This window comes from Marinilabilia rubra, assembly GCF_003121985.1.
In the GTDB taxonomy this organism is placed as follows: domain Bacteria; phylum Bacteroidota; class Bacteroidia; order Bacteroidales; family Marinilabiliaceae; genus Marinilabilia; species Marinilabilia rubra.
This window is the reverse complement of sequence record NZ_QEWP01000008.1, coordinates 87,938-114,639: the sequence shown is the minus strand read 5'-3', so window position 1 is coordinate 114,639 and position 26,702 is coordinate 87,938. Positions and strand designations below refer to the sequence as shown.

The following is a 26,702-nucleotide window of genomic DNA, read 5'->3' as shown; positions in this document are numbered from 1 at the left end:
CTTTATCAATTGCACCTAGTTGAATGCTGAAAAAATACTCTAAACATATATTGTTTTCTCTGGCTCTAACCTCCCTGATTGCATTCGTGGGAGCCACTCCCGGCCACCCCGGACTTCAATCACCACAAAACTCCCAGGTGATGCAGCAGCCGGATACGACTCAATTTGATTTCAAAAGAATTGCCCATCCCGAACATGTAACCAAAAATATTGATGAGGAAACCTCCCCGATAATCCCTCAACCGGAAAATATATCTTACCGGGCCGAGTATGATCCCCAAACAGGATTGGTCAACCTTTATAAAATGGTAGGGGATATACCTGTTAAGCTTCCCTACTCCATGACCGTAGAGGAGTACAGACGTAAAGAGATGCGTCAATCCATGCTCAATTATTGGGATAACAATAAACTTGACTCAGATGGAGCCCCCCGCGGGAGTGGTATCCAAATAGGCGCCGGCAAAGCGGTAGAAAGTATTTTTGGAAGCGGAACCATCAATATACGTCCCCAGGGAATTGCAGAGCTGCAGATAGGAGTTAATCATACACGCATTGATAACCCCACGCTTCAGGAACGCATGCGTAAAACCACAACCTTTGATTTTCAGGAAAAAATACAAATGAACATAACCGGAAACATCGGTGACAAACTCCGGATGGGCATAAATTACAACACTGAGGCAACCTTTGATTTTGAAAATCAAATCAACCTGGAATACACCGGTCACGAAGATGAAATCCTGCAAAAAGTGGAAGCCGGAAACGTTACTTTGCCATTACCGGGAACACTAATTACGGGTAGTCAAAGTCTTTTCGGTGTCAAAACGGAAATGCAGTTTGGCCGCCTAACTGTAACTTCAATCTTCTCACAACAAAAAGGTGAGACTTCCACCATGGACATTCAGGGAGGAGCCCAGCAACAGGATTTTGAAATAAGTGCGGACGAGTATGACAAAAACAGGCACTTTTTTCTTTCACACCACTTTCGGGAAAGGTATAATGAAGCGATGAAAAACCTGCCGGTGATAAACTCCCCTTTTAACATTACAAAAATTGAGGTGTGGATAACTAACCGCAGCAACGATTTTGATGAGTCAAGAAACATTATCGCTTTTGCGGATCTGGCAGAAAGCAGTAATAATCTCACCAATCCCGGAATTTGGTCGGGTCAACCGGGAGCATTGCCTTCCAATGACGCCAACAATCTCTACCAGCAGATGAACAATACTTACTCGGCTGCCCGTGACATCAACCAGGTTTCCTCTACCTTTGCAGCATTGGAGTCTCAGGGATTCAGAGGCGCTCGAGAGTACGAAAAAATTGAAAATGCCCGTCTGCTGGATCAATCTCAATACACCCTCCACAGCAAGCTGGGGTACATCTCTCTTAACAGCCCTCTTAACGATGATGAAGTTCTGGCAGTAGCATATGAATACACTTACAATGGCCAGGTTTACAAAGTTGGAGAACTCAGTACCAGCGGAATTGAAGCGCCCAGTAGTCTTTACTTAAAACTTCTTAAAGGAACCTTACTTTCTCCAAGGGTAAAGACCTGGGATTTGATGATGAAAAACATTTATGCCATTGGAGCCTATCAGGTAAGTCCCGAAGATTTCATTATGGATGTCGTTTATCTGGATGATTCCCAAGGCTCTTTCATCAATTACTTTCCCGAAGGTCCTAAACCGGACGAAGGAGGAATAAATGGAGAGTTGCTAATAAGCGTAATGGGACTCGACAGACTGGACGGGAACCAGGAACCCTATCCCGACGGAACGTTTGACTTTGTGCCCGGATACACCATTCTTGCAGATCAGGGAAGGGTTGTATTCCCTGTAGTTGAACCATTTGGACAGCATCTGGAGGGAAAGCTCAGTGGAAATCCGGCATTAATTGACAAGTATGTTTTCAATGCGCTTTATGATTCCACTTTAACAGTGGCTTCCCAGTTTGCTGAGAAAAACAAATTTAAACTACGCGGAACGTACAAATCTTCTGTCAGCAGCGAAATATCCCTCAATGCTTTCAACATCCCCGAAGGTTCAGTTGTGGTAACAGCAGGTGGTATTCGACTGACTGAAAACCAGGATTACTCAGTAGACTACACCACCGGACGCATCAGAATACTAAATGAAGGCCTTCTGGAATCAGGCACACCCATCCAGGTCTCCCTGGAGAGCCAGGAAATGTTTAATCTCCAGACCAAGACATTGCTTGGAACCCACCTGAATTATCAGTTCAATGAAGATTTCAATGTAGGCGCCACCCTGATGCACCTTAGGGAACGTCCGCTTACACAAAAGGTAAACTTTGGCGACGAACCAATTGCCAATACAATATGGGGATTAAACACCGCATATTACACGGAATCCAATGGCCTCACCAATCTCATTGACAAGCTGCCCATGGTAGAAACCACAACCCCCTCCTCTGTCTCATTTGAAGGAGAATTTGCTCAGTTAGTACCGGGACACCCCAATGTCATAGAGGAAGAGGGCACATCCTACATAGATGATTTTGAGGGCAGCGAGATTCCAATTGATATCAAAAACTGGACAGCCTGGAAACTGGCAAGTACACCTCAGGGACAAAGCGCTGAGTTTCCCGAGGCTGGAAATATTGACGACCTCTCTTATGGATTCAACCGGGCTAAAATTGCCTGGTACGTCATTGATCCACTGTTTTTAAGAAATAACAATCTAACACCCGGTCACCTTCGACAAAATCCCGAACAGCAATCCAGCCATTTTGTACGGGAAGTTTTTGAGAAGGAGATATTCCCTTACCGGGAGAGCGCTTACGGAGAACCCACTAACATTCCGGTTCTCAACCTTGCTTATTACCCCGATGAGCGTGGCCCATACAATTTTGACACCAATCTCTCTCCCGAAGGAAAACTTAATAACCCTGAGGAAAGATGGGCCGGTATCATGCGCGAAATTCAAACCAGTGACTTTGAGTCTGCCAATGTTGAATACATTGAATTCTGGGTGATGGACCCTTTTGTATACGAAGATGGCCCTAACCAGGGTGGTGACATGTATATCAACCTTGGTAATATTTCGGAAGACATTCTTCGCGATTCCCGCAAGTTTTTTGAGCAGGGAATGCCAGGCCCGGAAGATCCTTTTGCTGTAGACAGCACCGCATGGGGTTACATTCCAACGAAGCAAAGTCTGGTAAATGCCTTCAGCAACGACCCGGAGGCCCGGTTTATGCAGGACATTGGTCTGGATGGGCTAAACTCTGATGATGAAAGAACCTTCTACCAGAAAAACCCACACCCCTTCATCCAGATGGTCAACAACCTGTTTGGATCAGGTGGCCTTTCTGAAGAAGCGCACAAGGAAATCATGAACGACCCGTCAGCAGATGATTATCACCATTACAGAGGAAGCGATTTTGACAGAGCTGAAACCGGAATCCTTGATCGTTACAAAAACTTTAACAACCCCGAGGGCAACTCCGTGCCCTCAGAATATTCTGATGAAAGCTACAGTACAGCTTCATCAACTATTCCGGATGGTGAAGATATTAACCGTGATAATACACTTAGCGAAACGGAAAGCTATTTTCAGTACCACATCAATCTTCGTCCCGAGAATATGAATGTGGGAGAAAATTTTATTACCGATGAAATAGAGTCTACTGTCAAATTAAAAAACGGGAAAACCAGCTCTGTTAAATGGTACCAATTCAAAGTTCCGGTTAGCGAACCGGATACCACAGTTGGCGAGTTAAGGGATCTCAGTTCGGTACGTTTCATGCGTATGTACCTTAAAAACTTCAGAGATACAGTCATATTAAGATTTGCAACGATGGATTTAGTTCGTTCCGACTGGCGCAAATACAACGATGAACTTTTTGAGATTGATGACATGGTATCCCCCTCTCCTCAAACCCAATTTGAAGTGGCCACGGTAAATATTGAGGAAAATGGCACAAGAAAACCGGTCAATTACGTGCTTCCCCCCGGCATTGACAGGGTTATTGATCCGGGAAATCCGCAAATAAGACAGCTCAACGAACAATCTATTGTGCTAAAAGCAAGTGAGCTTGCCGGTGGAGATGCAAGAGCCGTTTACAAAACTCTGAACATGGACATGCGCCAATACAGGCGTATTAAAATGGAAGTTCACGCAGAGGAGGTTACCGGCTACCCTCTTGAAGACGATGAGATTGTGGCTTTCATAAGGCTGGGGACTGATTTTAAAAACAACTATTACGAATACGAAATCCCATTAAAACTGACACCTGCAGGCACTTACAGTAACAATTCCACCAGCGACAGATTTATTGTATGGCCCGAGGACAATCGTTTCGACATCCCCATTGAGCTGCTTCAGAAAATTAAGATTGAGCGAAATGATGCCACCCGAAGAGGTGACAGCAATGCTGCTGTCACACGGAAATTTATCCTGGTAGACCCGGAGAACCCGGACAATTATGTGGGAATAAAAGGTAATCCCAGCCTGGCCAATGTACGATCAATTATGATTGGTATACGCAACAACTCCATCAACAACAAAACAACAGAAGTGTGGTTTAATGAGCTAAGACTATCTGATTTTGACGAAGAAGGGGGATGGGCAGCCAATGCCCGAATGAATGTAAAACTGGCAGATCTGGGAAGCATTTCTATGGCCGGAAAGGTACAAACCATTGGCTTTGGCGGAATTGAACAGAGTGTAAACGAACGCAGTCAGGAAGACTATTACCAATACGATATTGCCACCAACCTGGAATTAGGAAAACTTCTGGGACCTGAATCCAGATTATCGGCCCCAATGTATGTTAGTGTCAGCGAACAAGTCGCTACTCCTGAATATTTCCCACTCGATCCGGACATCCCCATGGATGTAGCTATGGATAATGCATCTACAAAGACGGAAAGAGACAGCATCAAAGATTTGGCAGAAGATCATACAAAACGCAAAAGTTTTAACCTCACAAATGTAAGGCTGAAACCTAAAGAAAATAAAGCAAAGATATACGACATTTCGAATCTCAGCGCAACTTATTCATACAACGAAACAGAGCACCGGGATGTAAACACCGAATACAAAACAGATAAAAACTACCGGGGAATTCTCGCTTACAACTACTCAGCCCAACCAAAGATTGTTGAACCCTTTAAAAAAGTAAAAGGCAATGCGCTCCGATTGGTCAGAGACTTTAATTTTTACTTATTACCAAGTCAGATTAACTACCGGTGGGAGTTGATGAGAGATTATACTGAATCCCAGTTGAGAAATGTTAACAACCCAAATTTCCAGATTCCCGTTTCTGTTAGAAAAGATTTTAACTGGAACCGCTATTTTGAAATGACCTATAATCTTTCAAAATCTCTGAAAGTGGATTTCAGAACTACGACCAATGCAAGGATTGATGAGCCGGAGGGACCTGTGAACAGAGATCTTTACAAAGACGAATATGAGCTTTGGAAAGATTCAGTAATGGGGAACATTATGTCTCTGGGACGAACCACTAATTATCAGCACAATATTAACGCCAGCTATAGATTGCCCATCAATAAGCTCCCTATGATGGACTGGACTTCAGCCAATGTCAACTACGGAGCTTTGTTTAACTGGCAGCAAGGCCCTATCACAAAAGAAGATTACAACTGGGGAAATACCATACGGAACTCCAACACCATACAAGGTAATGCTCAACTCAATTTCACAGGTTTGTTCAACAAGGTTCAGTATATTCAGAACCTGTCACGCCCTCAAAGGCAAGCCGGGGGGGGTGAGCGTCTTCGTTTCACAAGCCATAACCTGAACATTGAGAAAGACACCCCTCTTACCATTGAGCACAAACTGGATACAAGGGATGTGCAGGTAAGAATCTTTGACAGCAACGGTCGTCCGATACAAGGCCAAACCCAGGTGATTGATGCCAACACAGTTACCTTTACCGCCTCACGCAAGATATCCAATGCCAGAACACTTATCACCGGTCAAAGACAGCTGGCAACTTCACCCATAAAAATTGTTGCCGACAACCTTCTCAAAATTGCTACCGGAATAAAAAATGTGTCTATCTCGTATTCATCCAATAACGGAACTGCTCTTCCGGGCTACATGCCGGAATCAGGGTTTCTGGGCAACCAGAATGTGAGAGGCACAAAAGCCCCCGGTATTCCATTTTTATTGGGTTGGCAGGATCGTGACTTTGCAATGAAAGCAGTCGAAAATAACTGGTTAACGACCGACAGCACACTCAACAGTCCATACATTATGACCCACTCAGAAGATTTGAGTATCAGGGCAACAATAGAACCCATCGATGGACTGAGGATTGATCTGAATGCCAGCAGACGGTATTCCAACAATATGAACGAGTACTATCTTTTTAATGGAGATCAATTCAGAGGGGTTTTTAACACAACAGAATCCGGAAGCTTCTCTATGTCTTTTAACACCCTTGCAACTGCTTTCGAAAATGTAGAACGATCCGGAACGTACGAATCGGAAGCATTTAACCAGTTTCTTGAAAATCGCGAGGTCATTGCCCAAAGACTGGGAGAAAAGCGGGTTGGATCCAATTATCCCGAAACCGGCGATTATGAAAACACCAATATAGCCGGTCTGGCTTACAACCCTTCGGGATATCCTGATCTTGGACATGAGGTAATATCCGGAGTGGACGGATACAATCTAACATCCAGGGAGGTATTGGTTCCGGCTTTTCTGGCTGCGTATTCAGGCAAAAGCGCTGACAATATTTTTACGGAAACCTTCCCTTCACTGATGCATTTAAAACCAAACTGGCGCATCAACTACACAGGTCTCTCCAAAATCAGTTTTCTGAAGAAATACATTAAGTCATTTGATGTTAGTCATGCCTACTCATCAACCTACAGCATCGGAAATTATCAAACCAACCTGGAATGGGAGAAAAATGGTGATGGATTGAGCTTTGTGAGAGATGCTCAAGACAATTTTATCCCCAAATATCTTATAAACGGTGTTACAATAGCAGAGCAGTTTTCGCCCTTCCTTCAATTCAACATTACCTGGGCCGGTAACTTCAGCACCCGGGCCGAATATAAAAAAGGTCGGATCCTGAATCTGAGTCTTAACAACAATCAGTTAATAGAAAACTATAATAATGAATGGGTAATTGGGTTGGGCTACCGATTTGACCAAATGGATATGATTCTCGGGAAGTCGGACAGTCAAAAGAAAATATCTTCAGATCTAAACCTAAGGGCAGATTTGTCATTCCGTGAGAACTTTTCCATCATCCGAAAAATTCAGGAGCAATCCAACCAGATGACTGCCGGGCAAAAAGTAACGACCCTCAAAATAACGGCAGATTATGTCCTGAGCGACCGATTTAACGTGCAACTCTTTTACGATAAACAAATAAACAATCCTTACATTTCATCGTCCTACCCGACATATAATACAAACGTTGGGGTCAGCTTCCGTTTTTCATTGGCACAGTAATGTAAAATATATCCAAATTTTCTGTTAGATAATTCCTAAAAAATTATCTAATTTTGGAGAGAATCCATAAACAACAAATTGTTATGAACATACCGGAAAACCTAAAATTCACAAAAGACCACGAGTGGGTTAAAATTGACGGCGGAGTAGCCATCGTCGGGATTACAGACTTTGCCCAAAACGAATTGGGTGACATCGTTTTTGTTGAAATTGAGACTGAAGATGAGGATCTCGAAAAAGAAGAAGTTTTCGGAACGATTGAAGCTGTAAAAACAGTTTCAGACCTTTACATGCCAGTTTCAGGAAAAATCATCGAAGTCAACGAAGAACTGGAAAACGAGCCCGAAAAAGTAAACAAAGAGCCTTATGACGGCGGTTGGATGGTTAAAATTGAAATGGCCGATCCCGATCAGGCCGAAGATCTGTTGTCCGCTGCTCAATATAAAGAATTGATTGGATAACATTCCTCTTTAAAAAAAACAGAAAAGGCGCCCGAAAAATTCGAGCGCCTTTTTTATTTCAGTCATTCCAGAATAATCTAAAGAGTTCTGGAAACTTCTACTTCTTCAAAGGCTTCAATAATATCGCCTACTTTTATATCGTTGAAATTCTTAATATTCAAGCCACATTCATATCCCGAAGCGACCTCTTTGGCATCGTCCTTAAAGCGCTTAAGAGAACCAAGTTCGCCGGTAAATATCACAATACCATCGCGAATAACCCTGATCTTTGAGCTGCGTTTCACTTTACCTTCTTTAACCATACAACCGGCAATTGTACCGACTTTCGTAATCTTAAAGGTTTCGCGTATTTCGACGGTTGCCGTAATCTGCTCCTTAATTTCAGGTGAAAGCATACCCTCCATAGCCGATGTAATTTCTTCAATTGCATCGTAAATAATGGAGTAAAGACGAATATCTATTTCTTCTTTCTCGGCAATTCGACGTGCAGCCAGAGATGGTCGTACCTGGAAACCAATAACAATTGCATTTGATGCAGCCGCCAGCATGATGTCTGACTCTGAAATCTGTCCAACTGCTTTGTGAATAACATTCACCTGAATCTCTTCGGTAGAAAGCTTAATTAATGAGTCGGCCAATGCTTCGATAGAACCATCCACGTCACCTTTCACAACCAGATTAAGTTCCTGGAAGTTACCGATGGCAATACGGCGGCCAATTTCATCAAGTGTAATGTGCTTCTGGGTTCGAAGTCCCTGCTCACGCTGAAGCTGAGAACGTTTAGTGGCAATCTCTTTGGCTTCACGCTCATTTTCCATAACATGGAATTTCTCACCTGCCTGTGGAGCACCGTTAAGACCAAGCATCAATACCGGTTCTGATGGTCCGGCCTCATCAATGTTTTGGTTACGCTCATTAAACATGGCTTTGACGTGACCATAGTACTGCCCTGAAAGGATCAAATCTCCGGTACGTAATGTACCTGCCTGAACAAGAAGAGTGGCCACGTATCCACGACCTCTGTCCAGAGTTGATTCAATAACTGAACCTACTGCCGGCTTTTCAGGATTTGCCTTAAGTTCTAACAAATCAGCTTCAAGCAATACCTTATCAAGCAACTGGTCAATATTGACACCATTCTTGGCACTTATTTCCTGCGACTGATATTTACCTCCCCACTCTTCAATGAGGTAATTCATATTAGCCAGTTCTTCTTTCACTTTATCAGGATTGGCATTGGGTTTATCAATTTTGTTGATTGCAAACACAATGGGAACTCCTGCTGCCGAAGCGTGATTTATGGCCTCTACCGTTTGAGGCATTACATTGTCGTCAGCAGCCACAATAATAATGGCAATATCTGTCACCTGAGCACCCCGGGCACGCATTGCGGTAAAGGCTTCGTGACCTGGTGTATCTAGAAAGGTAATTTCACGACCATCCTGCATCTCAACATTATAGGCTCCAATGTGCTGGGTTATACCCCCTGCCTCACCGGCAATTACATTCGCTTTACGAATATGGTCAAGAAGAGACGTCTTACCGTGGTCAACGTGTCCCATTACGGTAATAATAGGAGGACGTGCCTGCAGATCTTCAGGATCGTCTATATCTTCTTCGATAGTTTCAGCAGCATCGACGCTTATAAATTCAACTTTATAACCATACTCCTCGGCAACAAGGGTAATGGTCTCAGCATCCAAACGCTGGTTAATAGATACGAAAAGCCCTAAGCTCATACAGGTCGCAATAACCTGGTTCACCTGAACGTCCATAAGACTGGCTAACTCGTTGGCGGTCAAAAACTCGGTCACTTTAAGCACCTTGCTTTCTTCCGATATCCGTTCCATCTCGTCGTGCTCTTTCTGAGCAGCTGCATCACGCTTGTCACGACGGTGTCTCGCTCCTTTTGATTTCCCTTTAGATGTTAATCGAGCAAGTGTTTCCTTAATTTGCTTTTGAACATCTTCTTCGCTTACTTCGGGGCGAGCTGGACGTTTTTTAGCTTTGGTCTTTTTGCGTTTCTCCTTCCTTTCCAAAGTCTTACCGCCACCACCTTGCTGTTGCTGTTGTTGTTGCTTCTCATTTATATTCACCCGCTCTTTTTCTTTGCGGATGCGCTTACGCTTTTTCTTCTTTTTGCGCTGTTCATCCCGGTTATTTTCATTATTCCGGGCATTTGAAGGAAGATCAATTTTCCCAACAACAGTAGGGCCGGATAACTTCTTCACCTTGGTAGGCATGAAACTATCTTTATCCTTCTTTTCGTCGGTTTGTTCTTCCTGTTGTTTGGCTTGTTCTTTTTCAACAGGCTTTTGTTTCGCTGCGGCCTTATCGGGCGCTTCAGCTTGCTCAGCACTTATAGCTTGTTCAGCGTTTTTCTTTTTGCCTTCTTCTTGCTTCCGCTGAGGCTTTGGTTCCGGCTTCACTTCCTTCTCTTCTTTCTTAGAGGCCTTAGGCTTATGCTGCTTTCGAGGCTCCTCTTTTTTCTTTTCAGAAGTATTTTTGGATTCCGGCCCTTTTCCAAGGTCAATTTTTCCAACCACTTTTAAATCTTTGTCTGGTTTTTGTACCTCCACCGGAATATCCACATTATCCTCACCTCCCGATTCCCCGGTTTCCTGAGGTTTTTCGGGTTGTTTACCGGCTTTATCGTGTTCCTGTGTAGTATCTTTTTTATCTGCTTCTTCCTTTTCAGGGACAGAAGTATCCTTTTGTTCAGAAGGTTGTTTTTCAGCAGCTGGCTTTTCCTCTTTTACCTCTTCCTCTTTTACCTCTTCCTTCTTTTCCTTCTCTTCTTCTTTCTCAGCTGTTCTCTCTTTTTTCTCAAGATCTATCTTTCCAACAACCTTCAGATCCATTTTTGGTTTAGGCGTGGAAACCTCGGCAGTTGGCTTCTCTTCTTTCTTCACGGGCCTCTCAACAGGAGTTTCCTCCACGTCTTCATCAGAGACTTCTTCGTCTCCGTCTTCACTATTTTCCTTCAAATCCTCAATAGACACTGAAGACTTTTTCCCTTTTTGTTTTCTTTCGACCAGTTTTTCTGATTCCATTTTAACCGTCAGGTCAGAACGGTATTCTTGCTTCAGAAGGTCATACATCTCTTCCGAAACTTTGGTATTCGGGTTGGATTCAATCTCGAACCCCTTCTTATGCAGAAACTCAACAATAGTGTTGATTCCCACATTACATTCTTTTGCTATTTTACTAAGTCTTTTTCCAACTGCCATATAAGGGACTTTCGTTTTTCTGGTAAAAAAGATTAAAAATCTTTGACGGACAAAGATAAATGAATTATTCAAATTCAGCCTTGAGGATATTAATTACCTCACGAATGGTCTCCTCTTCCAAATCTGTTCTCTTAGTTAGATCCTCTACAGTCAAGTCAAGTACGGATTTGGCTGTATCGCAACCAATCGCTTTCAATTCATCCAAAATCCAGCTTTCTATTTCATCTGTAAATTCATCCAGTGAAACATCTTCTTCATCTTCGTCTTCTGTTTCGCGATAAACATCAATTTCATACCCTGTAAGCTGACTAGCCAATCGGATATTAAGTCCACCTTTTCCAATTGCCAGGGACACTTCCTCCGGCTGAAGGTACACATCGGCGCGTGACTCGTCGTCAAACAGTTTAATACTCGACACTTTGGCCGGGTTTAAAGCACGCTGAATGAACAATTGAACATTAGTGGTATAATTGATGACATCAATATTTTCGTTATGCAGTTCCCGCACGATACCATGAATTCGTGATCCTTTCATACCCACGCAGGCACCAACAGGGTCGATGCGGTCATCATATGACTCTACAGCAACCTTTGCTCTCTCTCCCGGAGCTCTTACAATTTTCTTAATGGTGATTAACCCGTCATAAATCTCAGGAACTTCAAATTCAAACAACCGCTCAAGAAAAACGGGTGAAGTACGAGATAAGATAATCAATGGGGTATTGTTGCGCATTTCAACACGAATCACAACAGCACGAACGGTCTCTCCCTTTCTGAAAAAATCTCCGGGGATTTGTTCCGCACGAGGCAATATCAGCTCATTCCCTTCATCATCCAAAATCAACATCTCGCGTTTCCATATCTGATAAACTTCTCCGGTAACAACATCACCAATACGCTCAGTATACTTGCTGTAGAGATGATCTTTTTCCAGTTCCATAATCTGACCGGCAAGATTTTGCCTCAATGTCAAAATCGCTCTTCTTCCAAACTTATGAAAATCAACCTCATCAACTACTTCCTCCCCTACTTCATAATCTTCATCAAATTTGCGGGCATCGGTTAACGAAATCTGAAGGTTGGGATCTTCAACTTCTCCATCAGGCATTACTTCACGGTTACGCCAGATTTCAAAGTCACCTTTATCAATATTTACGATGACGTCAAAATTCTCGTCACTCCCAAAAATCTTGACCAAAACACTTCGGAATGAATCTTCGAGAACCCTCACCATTGTGGCACGATCAATGTTCTTCAGTTCTTTAAATTCCGAAAAAGTGTCTATCAAATTTATATTTTCCATCGCTGTTGTAATATAATGCGTTCTTTTATCTTAAGTTGTATCTAATCGGTAAAATAGAGAAAAAGCTCTTTCAGGTTAAATTACATCATTTCGGGAATTAACTCAATATCTCAGGAAACTTTTAAAGTGACAAAATCTCCTTAACCCTCTTAGTTTCGTCAAAACTAAACTGATGGTTAAAAACCTGCAACTCTTTTTTCTTTTTTCCTTCGACTTTGACTTTCTTTTCCTCACTCACCGTAAAGCCATCTTCAGTTACCTCTTCCAATATTCCTTTTTGAACTCGTCCGTCAGGAGTAACTATTTCCACGGGCCTTCCAATACATTTGGCGTACTGCTCAATGACTTTAAACGGCTGCCCTATACCGGGGGAAGAAACCTCTAAAGAAAAATCCTCCACCTCACGATCGAGGGAGTGCTCTATTTTCCGGGAAATTTCCACACAATACTCAATAGGTACTCCTTTCTCACTATCGATGAGTACATCAATCTTATTGCCGGGCTTAACACTGACATCAACGAGAAAAAAACCATCGTCTTCAAGTTTCTCTCCAATCAGATCTAATATTTGCTCTTTTGTAATCATGCACAATACATTAATAAAATAGGGGACCCTTGTCCCCTACCCACTCATTGTGAAAACCGCTGCAAAGATAATCAATGAGTAACAAATATGCAAAAACCTTTATGCCTAAAAATCAAATCATTTTGAGTAACTCCAGCTCAACATAAAAATAAAGATTACTTGTTTTTGCAAAAAGCAATCTCTCCCAGAGAGTCTCAATACTTGTAGTATTCAGCGCGATTGATTTTCTTTGTGTTTTATACCACAAGAAAAACGATTGTGAAAACAGAGCAGCCATATAGTCAAAGAAAGATTGTCAACGACCCGGTTCATGGCTTCATCAGCATTCCGGACAATATTCTTTACAGCTTAATTGAGCACCCGTATATTCAGCGGCTTCGCAGAATAAAACAACTGGGACTGACATCTCTTGTTTACCCCGGAGCTGTTCACACCAGATTTCAACACACGCTGGGTGCTTTTTTTCTAATGGGAACGGCCATATCAGTTTTAAGAAATAAGGGCTGCCAAATTTCGGAAAACGAATCCACCGCTGCTCACTCCGCTATTATTATGCACGACATAGGGCACGGCCCCTTTTCGCATGCGCTCGAGCAAACTTTAATTGAAAGTCTTAATCATGAAGATATTTCATTGCTCCTGATGGACAAATTAAACGTACACTTCAAGGGAGCTTTGTCTGAAGCAATTGACATATTTAAAGGCAACACTGATAAGCTTTTCCTTCACCAGCTTGTTTCCAGTCAGCTGGACATGGACAGACTGGATTACCTGAAACGGGACAGTTTTTTCTCAGGAGTTTCTGAAGGTGTCATTGGCTCGGACAGAATTATTAAAATGCTGGAAATCAAAAACAACGAACTTGTTGTCGAAGGTAAAGGCATCTATTCCATTGAGAAATTCCTGGTGGCAAGAAGGCTCATGTATTGGCAGGTTTATCTTCACAAAACAGCTCTGGTTGCCGAAAGAATGTTAATTCATATCCTAAAACGTGCAAAAGACCTGGCTCTGAACAAACAAGATGTGCCGGCACCTCCATTTTTAAAAACATTTTTGGAAAAACGCTTCTGCAAAAAGGATTTCCTTTCTAACCCAAAAATTTTGGAAGATTTCATCATGCTCGACGACAACGACATCATGAGCGCACTCAAACAATGGAGAAACCACAGGGACCCTGTTTTGGCAAAACTGTCATCTAATCTTCTTAATCGTCGGCTTCTTAAGATCGAAATTTCAGACACCCCCTATTCCAAAGAAATAATTGAGCAGCTAAAAAAAGAAAAAGGCCCCTTGCTAAATTTAAGTAAAGAGGAAATGGATTATTTTGTATTTACGGATCACATTTCAAACAGTGCTTACAATGTTGGCCAGGAAAATATTAACATCCTATACAAAGACGGCACACTCAAAGACATATCCAGAGCCTCTGACATGCTGGATCACAATGCCTTTGCCAAAACCGTTAACAAATACATACTCTGCTATCCCAAATAAACACCTATGCCAGAGCTCCGTCCGGACCCCAAAATGGGACGTCTTAACCCAAATTTTTGCTGCTTCATCCTGCAATCCACTATAAAAAGCATGAGTTACATCAACATTATTTTACACCAAAGGATATATTTATTAGTTTTGTCCCAAATTTTTCAACATGGAATTTACTGCACAACAGATAGCTGAACTCATACAAGGAGAAATAGAAGGCAATGCAGAACAAGTGATTAGAGATGTTTCCAAGATAGAGGAAGGACGTCGCGAAACACTTACCTTTCTGGCAAACCCCAAGTATGAGCATCACATATACAACACCGACGCCTCTGTCGTTATTGTCAATAAGAGCTTCACCCCCGAAAAACCAATCAAAGCCACTTTAATCAAAGTTGAGGATGCCTATCAGGCGCTTGCCAAGTTGCTTCAAATGTATGAAAGTTCTCTCCCCAAGAAAACCGGAATTGAACAACCATCATTCATTGCTGACGATGCACAGATAGGAGATTTTGTATACGTAGGCGCCTTTGCATACATCAGCGAAAAAACCAAAATAGGCAAAAACACACAGATATGGCCCGGAGCGTTTATTGGTGAAGGAGTCGAAATTGGAGATGACACAATAGTTTATTCGGGTGCAAAAATTTACAAACATTGCAAAGTAGGCAACAATTGCATCATTCATTCAGGTGCAGTTATCGGCTCAGATGGTTTTGGATTTGCGCCGGGACCCGATGGCGATTATCAAAAAATCCCGCAAGTGGGCAACGTCATTCTCGAAGATCTTGTTGAAATTGGTGCCAATACAACTATCGACCGCGCTACAATGGGATCCACGATCATTCGCAGGGGAGCCAAACTCGACAACCTTGTTCAAATCGCCCATAATGTTGAAGTTGGGGCCAACACCGTTATTGCAGCGCAAACAGGCGTGGCCGGAAGTACAAAAATCGGGAAGAACTGCATGTTTGGAGGTCAGGTAGGCATCGCAGGTCACATAAAAGTGGCTGATGGCACTAAACTGGCTGCACAAACAGGCGTAGGCGGAGCGATAAAGAAGGAAGGAACAACCCTAATGGGATCCCCGGCTTTTAATGCAATGGAGTACAACAAGTCATACGTTATATTCAGGAAGCTTCCGGATATATACAAACAGCTACAGGAATTAAAGAAAAAAATTACAGAAAAATAAGAACCTACAGGCCTAAAAACAGGGCCATTGAGACCTAATAACAGTTATTATGGCAGATAAACAAAGAACAATCCGGGAAGCAGTTTCCCTTAAAGGTACCGGGCTGCACACCGGAGCTGAAGTTACATTGACATTGAATCCCGCCCCGGCTAATTCGGGGTTTTGTTTTAAAAGAACAGATCTGGAAGGAGAACCTGTCATTCGGGCCCTGGCAGACAATGTGGTTTTTACTGAGAGGGGAACGGTTCTGGAGGAAAAGGAAGCACGGGTAAGCACCATTGAGCATTGTTTGGCCGCACTTCGTGGAATGGGCATTGACAACTGCTGCATTGATATTGATGGGCCTGAAGCCCCTATACTTGATGGAAGTGCTTTTCACTTTGTAGAAGCTATCAAAAAGGCAGGTATTGAAGAGCAGGACGAAGAACGTCGGTATTTTGTGGTAAAAGAAAAAATGATTATTGAGGATCCCCAAACCGGCAGTTCGATTGTTGCCATCCCTGAAGATGGTCAAACTTACCAGGCCATGATCTCATTTGATAATTCCATGCTCCTTTCCAACCAATTTGCCAATATGGAAAGCATGGACGAGTTTGAAAAAGAAATATGCAAGTCCCGGACATTCGTTTTCCTTCACGAATTAGAGCCGCTTTTGAAAAACAACCTTATCAAGGGTGGAGATCTTGACAACGCCATCATTATCATTGACAAGGAAGTTAAGCAAGAGGAGCTAGACCGTCTGGCTAAATTATTCAACAGACCATCTATTGAAGTTAAGCCAATTGGAATACTCAACAACCTTGATTTACATTTCCCAAATGAGCCCGCACGCCATAAGCTGTTGGATGTGATTGGAGATTTAACCCTGACAGGTCAGCCCATCAAAGGACGCATTATCGCCAAGAAGCCGGGCCATAAAATCAATGCTGAATTTGCAAAGGCGGTAAGAAAAGAAATCAAGCGCAGGCAAATGAAAACGGATGCTCCGCCTTACGATCCTGAGGCCACACCGGTCTATGACATCAACGCCATAAAAAACTACCTGCCACACCGACCACCATTCCTTTTAGTAGATAAAATTATTGACCTCAAGGAAAAAACCATTGTTGGTGTCAAGAACGTCACCATGAATGAACCATTTTTCGTAGGTCATTTCCCTGAAGAGCCTGTAATGCCAGGTGTTTTACAAGTTGAAGCGATGGCACAGATTGGAGGCATCCTTGTGTTAAGCCAGGTTGACGATCCCAAGCTTTACAGCACCTATTTTCTGAAGATTGACAACATCAAGTTCCGGAAAAAAGTTGTACCGGGCGATACCATTGTTTTCAAACTGGAGATGGTTACTGATATCAGACGCGGAGTGGCCAATATGAAAGGAACAGCCTTCGTGGGCAATGCGATTGTTGCAGAGGGTGAATTTATGGCACAAATTGCTAAAAACAAACAATAAAGCATCCTTCAGGAGATTTTAACCAGTTCTCCTGAATTAGGAAAGGAAAAACAAAAACAATATGAAGCAACCATTAGCATACATTCATCCCGAAGCAAAAATAGCGCCGAATGTGGTAATTGAACCCTTTGCCACCATTGATAAGAATGTGGAAATAGGGGAAGGAACCCGCATTGGATCCAATGTTACGATATTGGAAGGTACCAGAATCGGAAAAAACTGTAATATTTTCCCAGGAGCAGTTATTTCAGCTGTTCCTCAGGATCTTAAATTTGAAGGAGAAGACTCTCTTGTCGTTATTGGTGACAACACCACAATTCGTGAGTTTGTTACCATCAACAGGGGAACCAAGTCAAAAGGAAAGACCGTTGTTGGTGACAATTGTCTTTTAATGGCTTACGTACATGTTGCCCATGATTGCGTAATCGGGAACCGTGTAATACTAGTAAACAGCGTACAGGTAGCAGGTGAGGTAAAAATAGACGATTGGGCTATTGTGGGAGGTTTATCCGCCATCCATCAATTTGTTCACATTGGGACCCATGTTATGGTGGCCGGTGGAACCCTTGTCAGTAAAGATGTACCTCCATATGTAAAAGCGGGGCGTGAACCTGTTTCCTATGCCGGAGTGAACTCTATCGGATTGAGAAGACGGAATTTCTCAAATGAGCAGATCCGGGATATTCAGGACATTTACAGATTTATGTTCCAGAAAGGGCTTAATAACACACAAGCCATCGAGCGCATTGAAGCAGAATTAACAGCTTCAAATGAAAGAGATGAAATCATTCTTTTCATTAAGAATTCACAGCGTGGTATTATTAAAGGTTACCATGTAGACAACAGTAGTAATTCTTAAAAAGGAAATAATATTGATACTAAAAAAACGGGCGGCCAATTGACCGCCCGTTTTTTTATACTGTAAACTCAAGTTTTTTATTCTGAATCAAGGGCTCCTTTATCCGCAGGCTTAAGTGGGTCTGCAGAAATCTCTTCGTGCATTTTACGTTGTTTAAATACATCGATTGCAAGATAGACGGCTTCCCTGAAAGAGGTATCGTCAGCCTTATTTTCACCAGCAATTCCAAAAGCGGTACCATGGTCAGGAGAGGTTCTGATAACGGGTAATCCACCTGTAAAATTAACCCCTTCGGAAAAGGCAATACTTTTGAAAGGTGCAAGCCCCTGATCGTGATACATTGCCAAAACAGCATCAAACCGGCCGACATCCCCGGAGCCAAACAAGCCATCTGCCGGATAAGGCCCGAGCGCCATAATACCTTCATCTCTGGCAACGTCAATAGCTGGTTTAATAATATTTATTTCTTCATTACCTAATAACCCTTCATCCCCGGCATGAGGATTAACACCTAACACTGCGATTCGGGGTTTACGGACAGTAAAATCAACCCTTAAAGTCTTATCCAGAACACGAATCTTATCCAGGACTTTTTCGATAGTCAATTGGCCTGCAACATCCTTTAAAGGGATATGGCCTGTAACAACACCGACTTTAAGCTTTGAGCTTACCATTAACATGATGTGCGACTTAGTGCCAAATTGTTCTGCAAGGTATTCGGTATGCCCGGGAAAATTGAAGCTTTCGGAAAAAGTAGCATTCTTATTTATTGGCGCAGTAACCAAAACATCTACCGCTCCCTTTTGCAAATCCTCAACAGCTTTCTTTAACGCCTCAAAGGCAGCCTGCCCTCCCGTATCGGTAGCTTTACCTAGCTCTACCCTCACATTGTCGTCCAGACAATTAACGATATTGACTCTTTTGGGATGAGCTTCCTCTCCCGATCTAACGCTATTAAGGCTAAAATTGGGGATATTAAGTGCCTTTCTATGGTAAGCAGCTACTTTTGATGATCCGTAAATGACGGGTGTATAAATTTCAAGAATTTTAGGATCGGACAGGGTTTTAAAAATTACCTCATAGCCAATTCCATTAATATCTCCCTGTGTAATTGCAACTTTAACTTTTTCTGTACTCATAACTATAATCATTTAATGGCCACATGATTCTCATGTGATATATATGGAATGTCTGCTTATTCAACACTTCGTCAGGTTTTTTTGAAAAAACTGAAATACAATTATTTAATGCCAAAGACACAATTGCATTAAAAATCAGTTTATCAGCACTGTATGGTTTACCATTGATCTATCCAGAAGCTTCGTAACCAATGCTTTATTACTCATTTAGACTGACGAAAATACTCCCGAATCATCACCTTCTTTAATTCGCGATGTATGATGAGTTCTGTTACAACATCAACATGGGATGTTTCAGGAAACTGTTGCTGATAGTGGTCGATATCTTTAGGATCCACATCAATTCGATAAAGCAAATTGAAAAACTTCTCTCCCTGTGATGCCAACAGAATGTCCACATGCTGCTGCATCTGTCCAAATAACTCCTGATAAAAATCGTAAACATTACCGGAGAAGTGAATCACAAGATCAAACTCAGCAAAGTCTTTAATAATTTGTTCTGCTGTTTCTCTTATCAGATCCTCCCTACTGGTGGCTTTTCGAATATCGTCGTTTGTGAGAGATGGGTAATTCATTCCTGTTCTGTATCTTGTTGTTCTTCTTCTATAAATTTAAATGAATAAAGCACCGACTCCAACTGCCAGACAAGATTACGTTTTTCCGGTTTTTCCGGGGCATACACATACCCCTCTGTCACAACAATTCTGCTATTTTCGGGATCGATGTGAGCAAAACTGACAAACGGTCCGCCCATAAGGTCACCTTCAACCCTCCACAGACCCCGCATCTCTACAATTTGGTGATCATTATGCAAAAATCGTTTGTAGGTAACCGGAACCCTGTTTTCTGTTTCCATGTAAGAACCTTGTGAAGGCCCCGGAACATTTATCTTTAAAACAGAATCGCGTTTATTCAACAAGTAGGCCTCTGAAATAGATTCATGGCCTGTATATTCAAAAGAATAAACCAACAACCCCTGACTCACCAAAGGTGTTTCGTGAGACATCCACATAAAATCTTTGCCTGGCTTATTTTCTGTGTAATTAACAGGCACAATCATAAAAGCATCCCACTTCTCCTGAAACTTCTCAGTCAGGTTTCTATTAATATATTTTCTATAATATCTTTGACTTCGCTCTCTCTCTGCTTTTACAAAGAAGCCGGTCAATTTTACTTCGTCTTCATTTATAAGGGAATCGAGCTCCCAGGTGTCCTTTGCAAAAATCCGGGCCATAGCCTGTTGTTTTCCCCATTGATCTTTATAATACTTAATCCCTGTCTGTTGTTCTGGCCCTAACTTTACAATAACCAGGTTTCTGAAAGACCTTAACCGCTCACTAAAAGCCCGGTGAGGAATAATGGATACATCGAATAAGTTTTCGGCCTGTGGTAATGCCACAACCGACTGGCGCATTACCGACTCAAGTTGTTTTCCACCTGCAGAGCTTCTTACAGAGTCGTTCATGACAATCAGCATTTCCCCTGTGCTACCGGAAATATTAGGTTTATGAACACCCCCTTTGTTTTTGCATGAAAAAAGAAGTAATGGCGCAACCATTACCAAAAAGAAAATTAGATGTTTAGGCCTGGATTTTTTATTCATTGAATCATATTTTAAGGTATTTCAAACTGATATCTGTCAAGGTTGAAGTTACAAAAAAAAGCCCAAAGCACCGGGAAAATCAGTTAGAGACATTTGCAACCTCATTTATGGAAGGTCTGGCACTTGTGTTAAAATCATGAAAATCAACCCCCTCTTCTACATCCAAAATTCGTATACGGCTACAATTGGACAAAACAGGTTCCCACACCGTTAATCTTTGTCCAGCCAACAAATTCTTGTCTTCAAAATCATTCCAAACCATTAAATCTTCAACGGTGCACTGATATCTCATGGCTATTTCATGAAAAAATTCTCCACGGGCAACAATGTGACTTAATTTTGTTCGGCCTGCTGTATCTCCGGGAGCAGGATTTCTCTCTACCACAGGTTCTTTTTCCAAAATAAAAGAAGATTTATTTTGCATAAAGTTCACCAAATTTTCTTTAGGTAAAACAATACGAACAGGTTTTTGGCAGGCCGGGATATAATCCATCTTATAAACAGGGTTTAAAAGTCTTAAGACATCCTCCTTTATCCCGGTTTTTCGGGATATTTGGTCAAATGTAATCCCCCCGCTCAATGTTGTTGTATGCAAATCATCATAGGAAAACTCCGCCTCCCTCTTTTGTATTTCATATGAAGGGTAATACTTCATAGCATAGTTAACGGCAATAAATGCCGGGACATAGCCTCTTACCTGTTCAGGCAAATGGGGTCGAAGTTTCCAGTAGTCTGTCTCCCCTCCTGTTTTCAAAATTGCTTCTTTGACCACTCCTATTCCACCATTATAGGCTGCAATTGCCAGCGACCAATCATTAAAATTGGCATATAAGTACTTCAAATACCGGCAGGCGGCATCTGTTGCCTTAACAGGATCTGCACGTTCATCCACATAAGAATTGATTTTTAGATCAAACATACGGGAAGACTGGTACAGAAATTGCCACAGGCCATAGGCTCCCGAAGAAGATTTGGCACGGGGGTCAAGTGCCGATTCGATAACTGCCAGATACTTCAATTCCAGCGGAAGATCATACTTATCAAGATATTCCTCAAATAAAGGAAAGTAAAGTTCCGATCTTGCAAGAATATTTGAAAGGTGATCAGGCCTTTTGAAAGTATAAACATCGATATAAGCCTGAACATATTGATTATAAACCAGGGAGACAGGTGTTTTAAGATCAAGTTTTTCAACCCTGGATTCCACAAGATATCCGGGAACATGGACCCTATTTTTATCCGATTGCCCCTTTACCGCTACAAAACAAAGCAAAAAAACACCCGCACAAAACAGAATTTGTTTGAGCATAAACAACACACCTCTTGAAAAGTAGAAAATATAACTCCTTTAAAAAAAGAGAGTTAATCAAACTGCATCAACATTGCTTTTCAGGACTTTTTCTCGTCGTCCTTTCCATTGCTTTCATCAACAGACTTTTTTGAGTCATCTGATGCTTCATTTCTGGCTTTTTTGAATTCCTTCATTCCCTGTCCAAGCCCTTTCATTAATTCAGGAATCTTGCGACCACCAAATAATAACAACAGAGCTAAAATCACCAGCACCCACTCCATGCCACTAGGAATGCCAAATAAAAAAATACTATTTAGTTCCATATTCTTAATATTAGAATTTCTTATTAAAACTTCTTAAAATGCTTAAAAACATTCCCAAAAAGTTCTTTCACAAATGTATAAATTTATTAATCGGATAATATGTTTTTACCTTGAAAATTCCTTAACCCTGACTAGTGCGTTTCCATAAAGTTCCATTTACCGCGTTACGCTTGCCCGAAAATTACTCATCCCGAGGGATCGGGACTGCGTATTTTCAGGCTTCGCTCCCGAAGCCTCGGGATTGCAACTGGCCCTTTCTGACCAGACACAAAACTGTTTACAAACTTTCCCGACTTTATATACGGGCACTAACTAACGAAAATTCACTTTTCACATTTGAGAAAACAACAACAACTATATTATCAGGCTAAATCCTTACACAGGAAGTCAGCCCCTGTCATTCGAACAACCAACGGAACAAATCGTTCCCATTTGCATACAACAGCAAGCCAATCAATAAAATCATTCCAACAAGCTGGGCATGTTCAAGGAACTTCTCACTTGGCTTACGTCGGGAAACGATTTCATAAAGAAGGAACAACACGTGCCCGCCGTCAAGTGCGGGAATAGGCAGAATATTCATAAATGCAAGAATAAGTGATAGAAAACCTGTGGTATACCAAAAGCTGTTCCAGTCCCAACTTGCAGGAAACAAACTTCCTATGGTTCCAAAACCACCCACCTGCCGGGCTCCTTCTTTTGTAAAGATAAGGCGCATTTGCTTGACATAACCAACCAGAATACCAAAACCCTTATCTATTCCGGCCGGGAAAGCTTCCCAAAAACCATATTCCCGGGTTTTGATATCGAGATAAGTTGAAGGTGCTTTGGGTCCAACACCAATCTTACCAGACTTATTAACGCCCATAGGCAAGGACATTAATTCACCATTTCGGTAAAATGAGACTGTGGTAGAGTCTCCTTTATGGTGAAACAATTCATCAACAAACTGATTAAAGAAAGGTGCATCTTTTCCTGCCACTGCCACCAGGCTGTCCCCTTTTAAAAGTCCGGCTTCCTCGGCAGGCATTCCGGGCACCACAGAATCTACAACAAATGGAATACGGTATTGAGCAAATCGTTTTACTCCTTCAGATAAAAACTTCTGTCCCAACTCATCCGGTAACGAGAGTTGAAATACTGAGTCCTCTCTTTCAACAGTAAAATAATCAGGATCCTCCAAAAGCACGTGTCGGATCACATCACCCACCGTTTCCACTTTGAAAGTATCAACTGCTAACACTTTGTCTCCATCCTGAAGACCGAGCTCATGCCCTATTGGATGGTATGAAAAACCGTATGAGGCACCTTCGACCGGGATGTATGATTCCCCCCATTTAAAAAGAATCATCCAAAAAATAACCATGGCTGTAATGAAGTTAACCAACACTCCTCCAACCATAATTAAAAGTCGCTGCCAAGCCGGTTTGGCTCTAAACTCCCAAGGCTGTGCCGGTTGTTTCATTTGTTCTTTATCCATTGACTCATCAATCATCCCGGAAATTTTGACATACCCACCAAGTGGCAACCACCCCATACCATACTCGGTATCGCCCTTACGGAATTTGAATAATGAAAATCCGGGATTAAAAAACAAATAAAACTTTTCTACCCGTGTATTAAACAGCCGGGCAAAAAGAAAGTGCCCAAACTCATGCAATATAACGAGAATGGACAAGCTTAAAATCAATTGTAGTGCTTTTATCAGAAATTCCATGTTCTTCTTTAAGTTAAATCTGGTTCATTTTTTCACAAGAGAATCCGCAAATATATTGTTTTTCTTTATTTGGCCACAATCTCTGCCGCAACAATACGGGCTTCTTTATCTGTTTCAATATAATCCTGAAATACCGGAGCCTTTAAAAAAGATGTTTTAGTCATTGTTTGTTCAATAACCGAGGACATCTCCACAAAACCAATTCTGCTTTTCAGAAAAGCTTCAACTGCCACCTCATTGGCGGCATTGACAATACAGGGCATATTGCCCCCTTTGTTCATGGCATCAAACGCCAGCGAAAGATTTCTGAAAACACTGACATCTGCCTTTTCAAATGTCAGACTTGGAAAGTCGGTAAAATTAAACCTCGGAAATCCATTCGCCAATCTTCGAGGGTATCCCATAGCATATTGAATCGGCAATTTCATGTCCGGCAATCCCATCTGGGCTTTTATTGAACCATCCCTAAATTGAATCATCGAATGGACAATAGATTGAGGATGGACAACTATTTCTATCTGCTCAGGCTTGAGGTCAAACAACCATTTGGCTTCAATTGCCTCAAAGCCTTTATTCATAAGGGAGGCTGAATCGATGGTTATTTTATCCCCCATTTTCCAATTGGGATGATTCAATGCCTGGCAACGGGTCACTTTTCGCAGAAAGTCAACATTTTTCCCTCTAAAGGGGCCTCCGGAAGCCGTAAGAATAATTTTTTCTAAGGGATTGTCAGTTTCACCAACCAGGCACTGAAATATTGCGGAATGTTCAGAATCAACAGGGAGAACAGGTACTTTTTTCTCACGGGCCAGTTGCATGATCAAATCACCTGCGACCACCAGGGTTTCTTTGTTGGCCAGGGCAATTGGCTTACCTGCTTCAATGGCCCTGATGGTAGGCATCAACCCGGAAAATCCGACAAGAGCCACAAGCACCATATCCACAGTTCCCGTCGCCCCAACCTGGGATAACGCCTCTTTCCCTGCATAGACTTTGACAGGCAAATCTTCCAGCTCTCTACAAACCCATTTATATTTCTCCTCATTTCCAATAACAACAACATTGGGCTCATATTTTCGAGCTTGCTGAACCAGAAGATCAGCATTATTACCAGCAGTTAAAATTTCTACTTCAAAAAGATCGGGGTGTTGATCTATTACCTGAAGTGCCTGTGTACCGATTGAGCCGGTTGAGCCAAGAATGGCGATTCGACGTTTCATTATTTACTAATTGATTTTAAGGATAATGCTTTCGAAGAACTTTTTATTCAGAATACTCAAGCCTGATTTTCCAGCATCGGTGTTTACAGAAACAGCAATATTCAGCATCTGACAAAATTTCATTCACCTGGTTTAAGCTAAGCTTTCACTAAAAAGAAATGTATTCCTGCGGATCAAGCGGAACTCCATTGTACCACAACTCAAAGTGTAAATGCGGGCCGGTAGTTAACTCACCGGAATTTCCAACATTGGCAATGGCCTCACCTGCTTTAACATGTTCTCCGGTTGATTTAAGCAACCGCTCATTGTGCTTGTACATTGAAATCAGGTTATTGGAGTGTTGCAATTGAATCACATAGCCTGTCTCAACGGTCCAGCCCGAAAAAACCACAACGCCATCCATAACTGCAGAAACACGCGCCCCGGGGCCAGCAACAATATCAACACCGTAATGTCCTCTGGGATCTCCAAACTCATTTACAACCATCCCTTTCAAAGGTGTAAACAAAAAAGTATTTTCTAAAAGCTGGCCGGAATTTCGAGTAGGCTTATCCGATACGTTAAACCTTTCCTCTTTCTCTACCAAAGCCCTGAAAAGAGAATCTTCTTCAGATCTGGAAAACTCAATATCCGTCATTGAGTTATTGGCTGTTGTTGACGGAGCATCCTCCTGATCCCCCATGGTGGGTTCATCGGGCGATTCCGGCACACCTCCATCAAGAATATTTTGCATGTTCTCTATGAACTTGTTTCTTTTTTCGAGCTCAATATAAAGAGAGTCTACCCGCTGGGCATTTCTCACTATCAGCAACCTTTGATTCGCATCGGGATAACCGGGAATATATTCCCTGAGTCCTGTAAAAGCAATCAACAAACTCACCAGAATAATTAAGACAATGGCTGAAGCTCCAACCAAGGTAAAAACATTCAGCCTCGAAAGCCTCAAAACCAATACTTCCTCATAGGTTTGTTCATTGAAGATTGCAAGTTTATACTTGCTCTTAAGTTTCTGAATAAATTCTTTTCGCTTTTTGCCGGCCATGATGAATTTTCAAATGCATAAACTACTCCTCTAACCCCACAAAATTAAGCATTATTATGGACGTAGCGAAAAAGGACCGCCTTATGTATATTTTTTTTCAAACCGGAACAATCTAGTTACCAACACAAAGAAAGACGACCACTTTTTTTTATCACATTTTAACAGCAAAAACATTTGGTGGGAGCTGGAAAAGCCTTTATATTTGCAACCGCAATCAAGAAGAAAACACACGTTTTAAGATATATTGCGGGGTGGAGCAGTTGGTAGCTCGTTGGGCTCATAACCCAAAGGTCGTCAGTTCGAGTCTGGCCCCCGCTACTAAAAGCCGTAAAGCAAAAATG

At 42.0% G+C, this 26,702-nt stretch carries 17 protein-coding genes and 1 tRNA gene; 7 read left to right on the top strand and 11 right to left on the bottom strand.

Annotation, left to right across the window (positions count from 1 at the left end):
• Positions 1 to 23 precede the first annotated feature (23 nt).
• Both sov and gcvH read left to right on the top strand, forming a co-directional pair.
• Positions 24 to 7,457: a T9SS outer membrane translocon Sov/SprA gene (gene sov / locus DDZ16_RS11400; RefSeq protein ID WP_109264601.1), complete on the top strand. Its 7,434-nt coding sequence runs from the start codon at positions 24 to 26 to the stop codon at positions 7,455 to 7,457.
• An 83-nt stretch (positions 7,458 to 7,540) separates the two neighbouring features.
• Positions 7,541 to 7,918: a glycine cleavage system protein GcvH gene (gene gcvH / locus DDZ16_RS11395; RefSeq protein ID WP_109264600.1), complete on the top strand. Its 378-nt coding sequence runs from the start codon at positions 7,541 to 7,543 to the stop codon at positions 7,916 to 7,918.
• A gap of 77 nt (positions 7,919 to 7,995) precedes the next feature.
• Here gcvH and infB read toward each other — a convergent pair whose 3' ends face one another.
• From infB to rimP, 3 genes are all read right to left on the bottom strand, one after another.
• Positions 7,996 to 11,148, bottom strand: coding sequence for a translation initiation factor IF-2 (gene infB, locus DDZ16_RS11390; protein ID WP_109264599.1), 3,153 nt, complete (start codon positions 11,146 to 11,148; stop codon positions 7,996 to 7,998).
• 64 nt (positions 11,149 to 11,212) lie between these two features.
• Positions 11,213 to 12,451, bottom strand: a complete 1,239-nt coding sequence (nusA, locus tag DDZ16_RS11385) for a transcription termination factor NusA (protein ID WP_109264598.1) — start codon at positions 12,449 to 12,451, stop codon at positions 11,213 to 11,215.
• A 121-nt stretch (positions 12,452 to 12,572) separates the two neighbouring features.
• Positions 12,573 to 13,037, bottom strand: a complete 465-nt coding sequence (gene rimP, locus DDZ16_RS11380; RefSeq protein ID WP_109264597.1) for a ribosome assembly cofactor RimP — start codon at positions 13,035 to 13,037, stop codon at positions 12,573 to 12,575.
• A gap of 258 nt (positions 13,038 to 13,295) precedes the next feature.
• Between rimP and DDZ16_RS11375 the strand changes: the two genes are divergently transcribed.
• From DDZ16_RS11375 to lpxA, 4 genes are all read left to right on the top strand, one after another.
• Positions 13,296 to 14,531, top strand: coding sequence for an HD domain-containing protein (locus DDZ16_RS11375; protein ID WP_109264720.1), 1,236 nt, complete (start codon positions 13,296 to 13,298; stop codon positions 14,529 to 14,531).
• Between the two features lie 157 nt (positions 14,532 to 14,688).
• Positions 14,689 to 15,717, top strand: a complete 1,029-nt coding sequence (gene lpxD / locus DDZ16_RS11370; protein ID WP_109264596.1) for a UDP-3-O-(3-hydroxymyristoyl)glucosamine N-acyltransferase — start codon at positions 14,689 to 14,691, stop codon at positions 15,715 to 15,717.
• Positions 15,718 to 15,766: 49 nt separating this feature from the next.
• Entirely contained in the window at positions 15,767 to 17,167 is a 1,401-nt protein-coding gene (locus DDZ16_RS11365; RefSeq protein WP_109264595.1) for a bifunctional UDP-3-O-[3-hydroxymyristoyl] N-acetylglucosamine deacetylase/3-hydroxyacyl-ACP dehydratase, read from the top strand.
• A 61-nt stretch (positions 17,168 to 17,228) separates the two neighbouring features.
• On the top strand, positions 17,229 to 18,026 hold the full coding sequence (gene lpxA / locus DDZ16_RS11360) for an acyl-ACP--UDP-N-acetylglucosamine O-acyltransferase (protein WP_109264594.1): 798 nt from the start codon (positions 17,229 to 17,231) through the stop codon (positions 18,024 to 18,026).
• 77 nt (positions 18,027 to 18,103) lie between these two features.
• Here the strand turns inward: lpxA and pdxA are convergent, their stop codons facing one another.
• The 8 genes from pdxA to DDZ16_RS11320 all read right to left on the bottom strand — a co-directional run bounded on the left by pdxA (position 18,104) and on the right by DDZ16_RS11320 (position 26,361).
• Entirely contained in the window at positions 18,104 to 19,165 is a 1,062-nt protein-coding gene (gene pdxA, locus DDZ16_RS11355) for a 4-hydroxythreonine-4-phosphate dehydrogenase PdxA (protein ID WP_109264593.1), read from the bottom strand.
• A gap of 203 nt (positions 19,166 to 19,368) precedes the next feature.
• Positions 19,369 to 19,740 carry a hypothetical protein gene (locus DDZ16_RS11350; protein WP_109264592.1) on the bottom strand — a complete coding sequence of 124 codons (372 nt, stop codon included), beginning with the start codon at positions 19,738 to 19,740 and terminating at the stop codon, positions 19,369 to 19,371.
• Positions 19,737 to 20,768 (bottom strand): DUF4837 family protein, encoded by a 1,032-nt coding sequence (locus DDZ16_RS11345; protein WP_109264591.1) that lies wholly within the window; start codon positions 20,766 to 20,768, stop codon positions 19,737 to 19,739. The genes DDZ16_RS11350 and DDZ16_RS11345 overlap by 4 nt, the downstream gene beginning before the upstream one ends.
• A 79-nt stretch (positions 20,769 to 20,847) precedes the next feature.
• The gene (locus DDZ16_RS11340) at positions 20,848 to 22,077 is read right to left on the bottom strand and encodes a lytic transglycosylase domain-containing protein (protein WP_109264590.1); all 1,230 of its coding nucleotides are present in this window, start codon (positions 22,075 to 22,077) and stop codon (positions 20,848 to 20,850) included.
• Positions 22,078 to 22,157: 80 nt separating this feature from the next.
• Positions 22,158 to 22,382 carry a Sec-independent protein translocase subunit TatA/TatB gene (locus DDZ16_RS11335; RefSeq protein ID WP_109264589.1) on the bottom strand — a complete coding sequence of 75 codons (225 nt, stop codon included), beginning with the start codon at positions 22,380 to 22,382 and terminating at the stop codon, positions 22,158 to 22,160.
• Between the two features lie 397 nt (positions 22,383 to 22,779).
• Positions 22,780 to 24,099: an RIP metalloprotease RseP gene (gene rseP / locus DDZ16_RS11330; protein ID WP_109264588.1), complete on the bottom strand. Its 1,320-nt coding sequence runs from the start codon at positions 24,097 to 24,099 to the stop codon at positions 22,780 to 22,782.
• Positions 24,100 to 24,164: 65 nt separating this feature from the next.
• On the bottom strand, positions 24,165 to 25,319 hold the full coding sequence (locus tag DDZ16_RS11325; RefSeq protein ID WP_109264587.1) for a 1-deoxy-D-xylulose-5-phosphate reductoisomerase: 1,155 nt from the start codon (positions 25,317 to 25,319) through the stop codon (positions 24,165 to 24,167).
• A 148-nt stretch (positions 25,320 to 25,467) separates the two neighbouring features.
• Positions 25,468 to 26,361, bottom strand: a complete 894-nt coding sequence (locus DDZ16_RS11320; protein ID WP_109264586.1) for a M23 family metallopeptidase — start codon at positions 26,359 to 26,361, stop codon at positions 25,468 to 25,470.
• A gap of 245 nt (positions 26,362 to 26,606) precedes the next feature.
• Here DDZ16_RS11320 and DDZ16_RS11315 point away from each other — a divergent pair.
• Positions 26,607 to 26,679 (top strand) — tRNA-Met (locus DDZ16_RS11315).
• Positions 26,680 to 26,702: the final 23 nt, after the last annotated feature.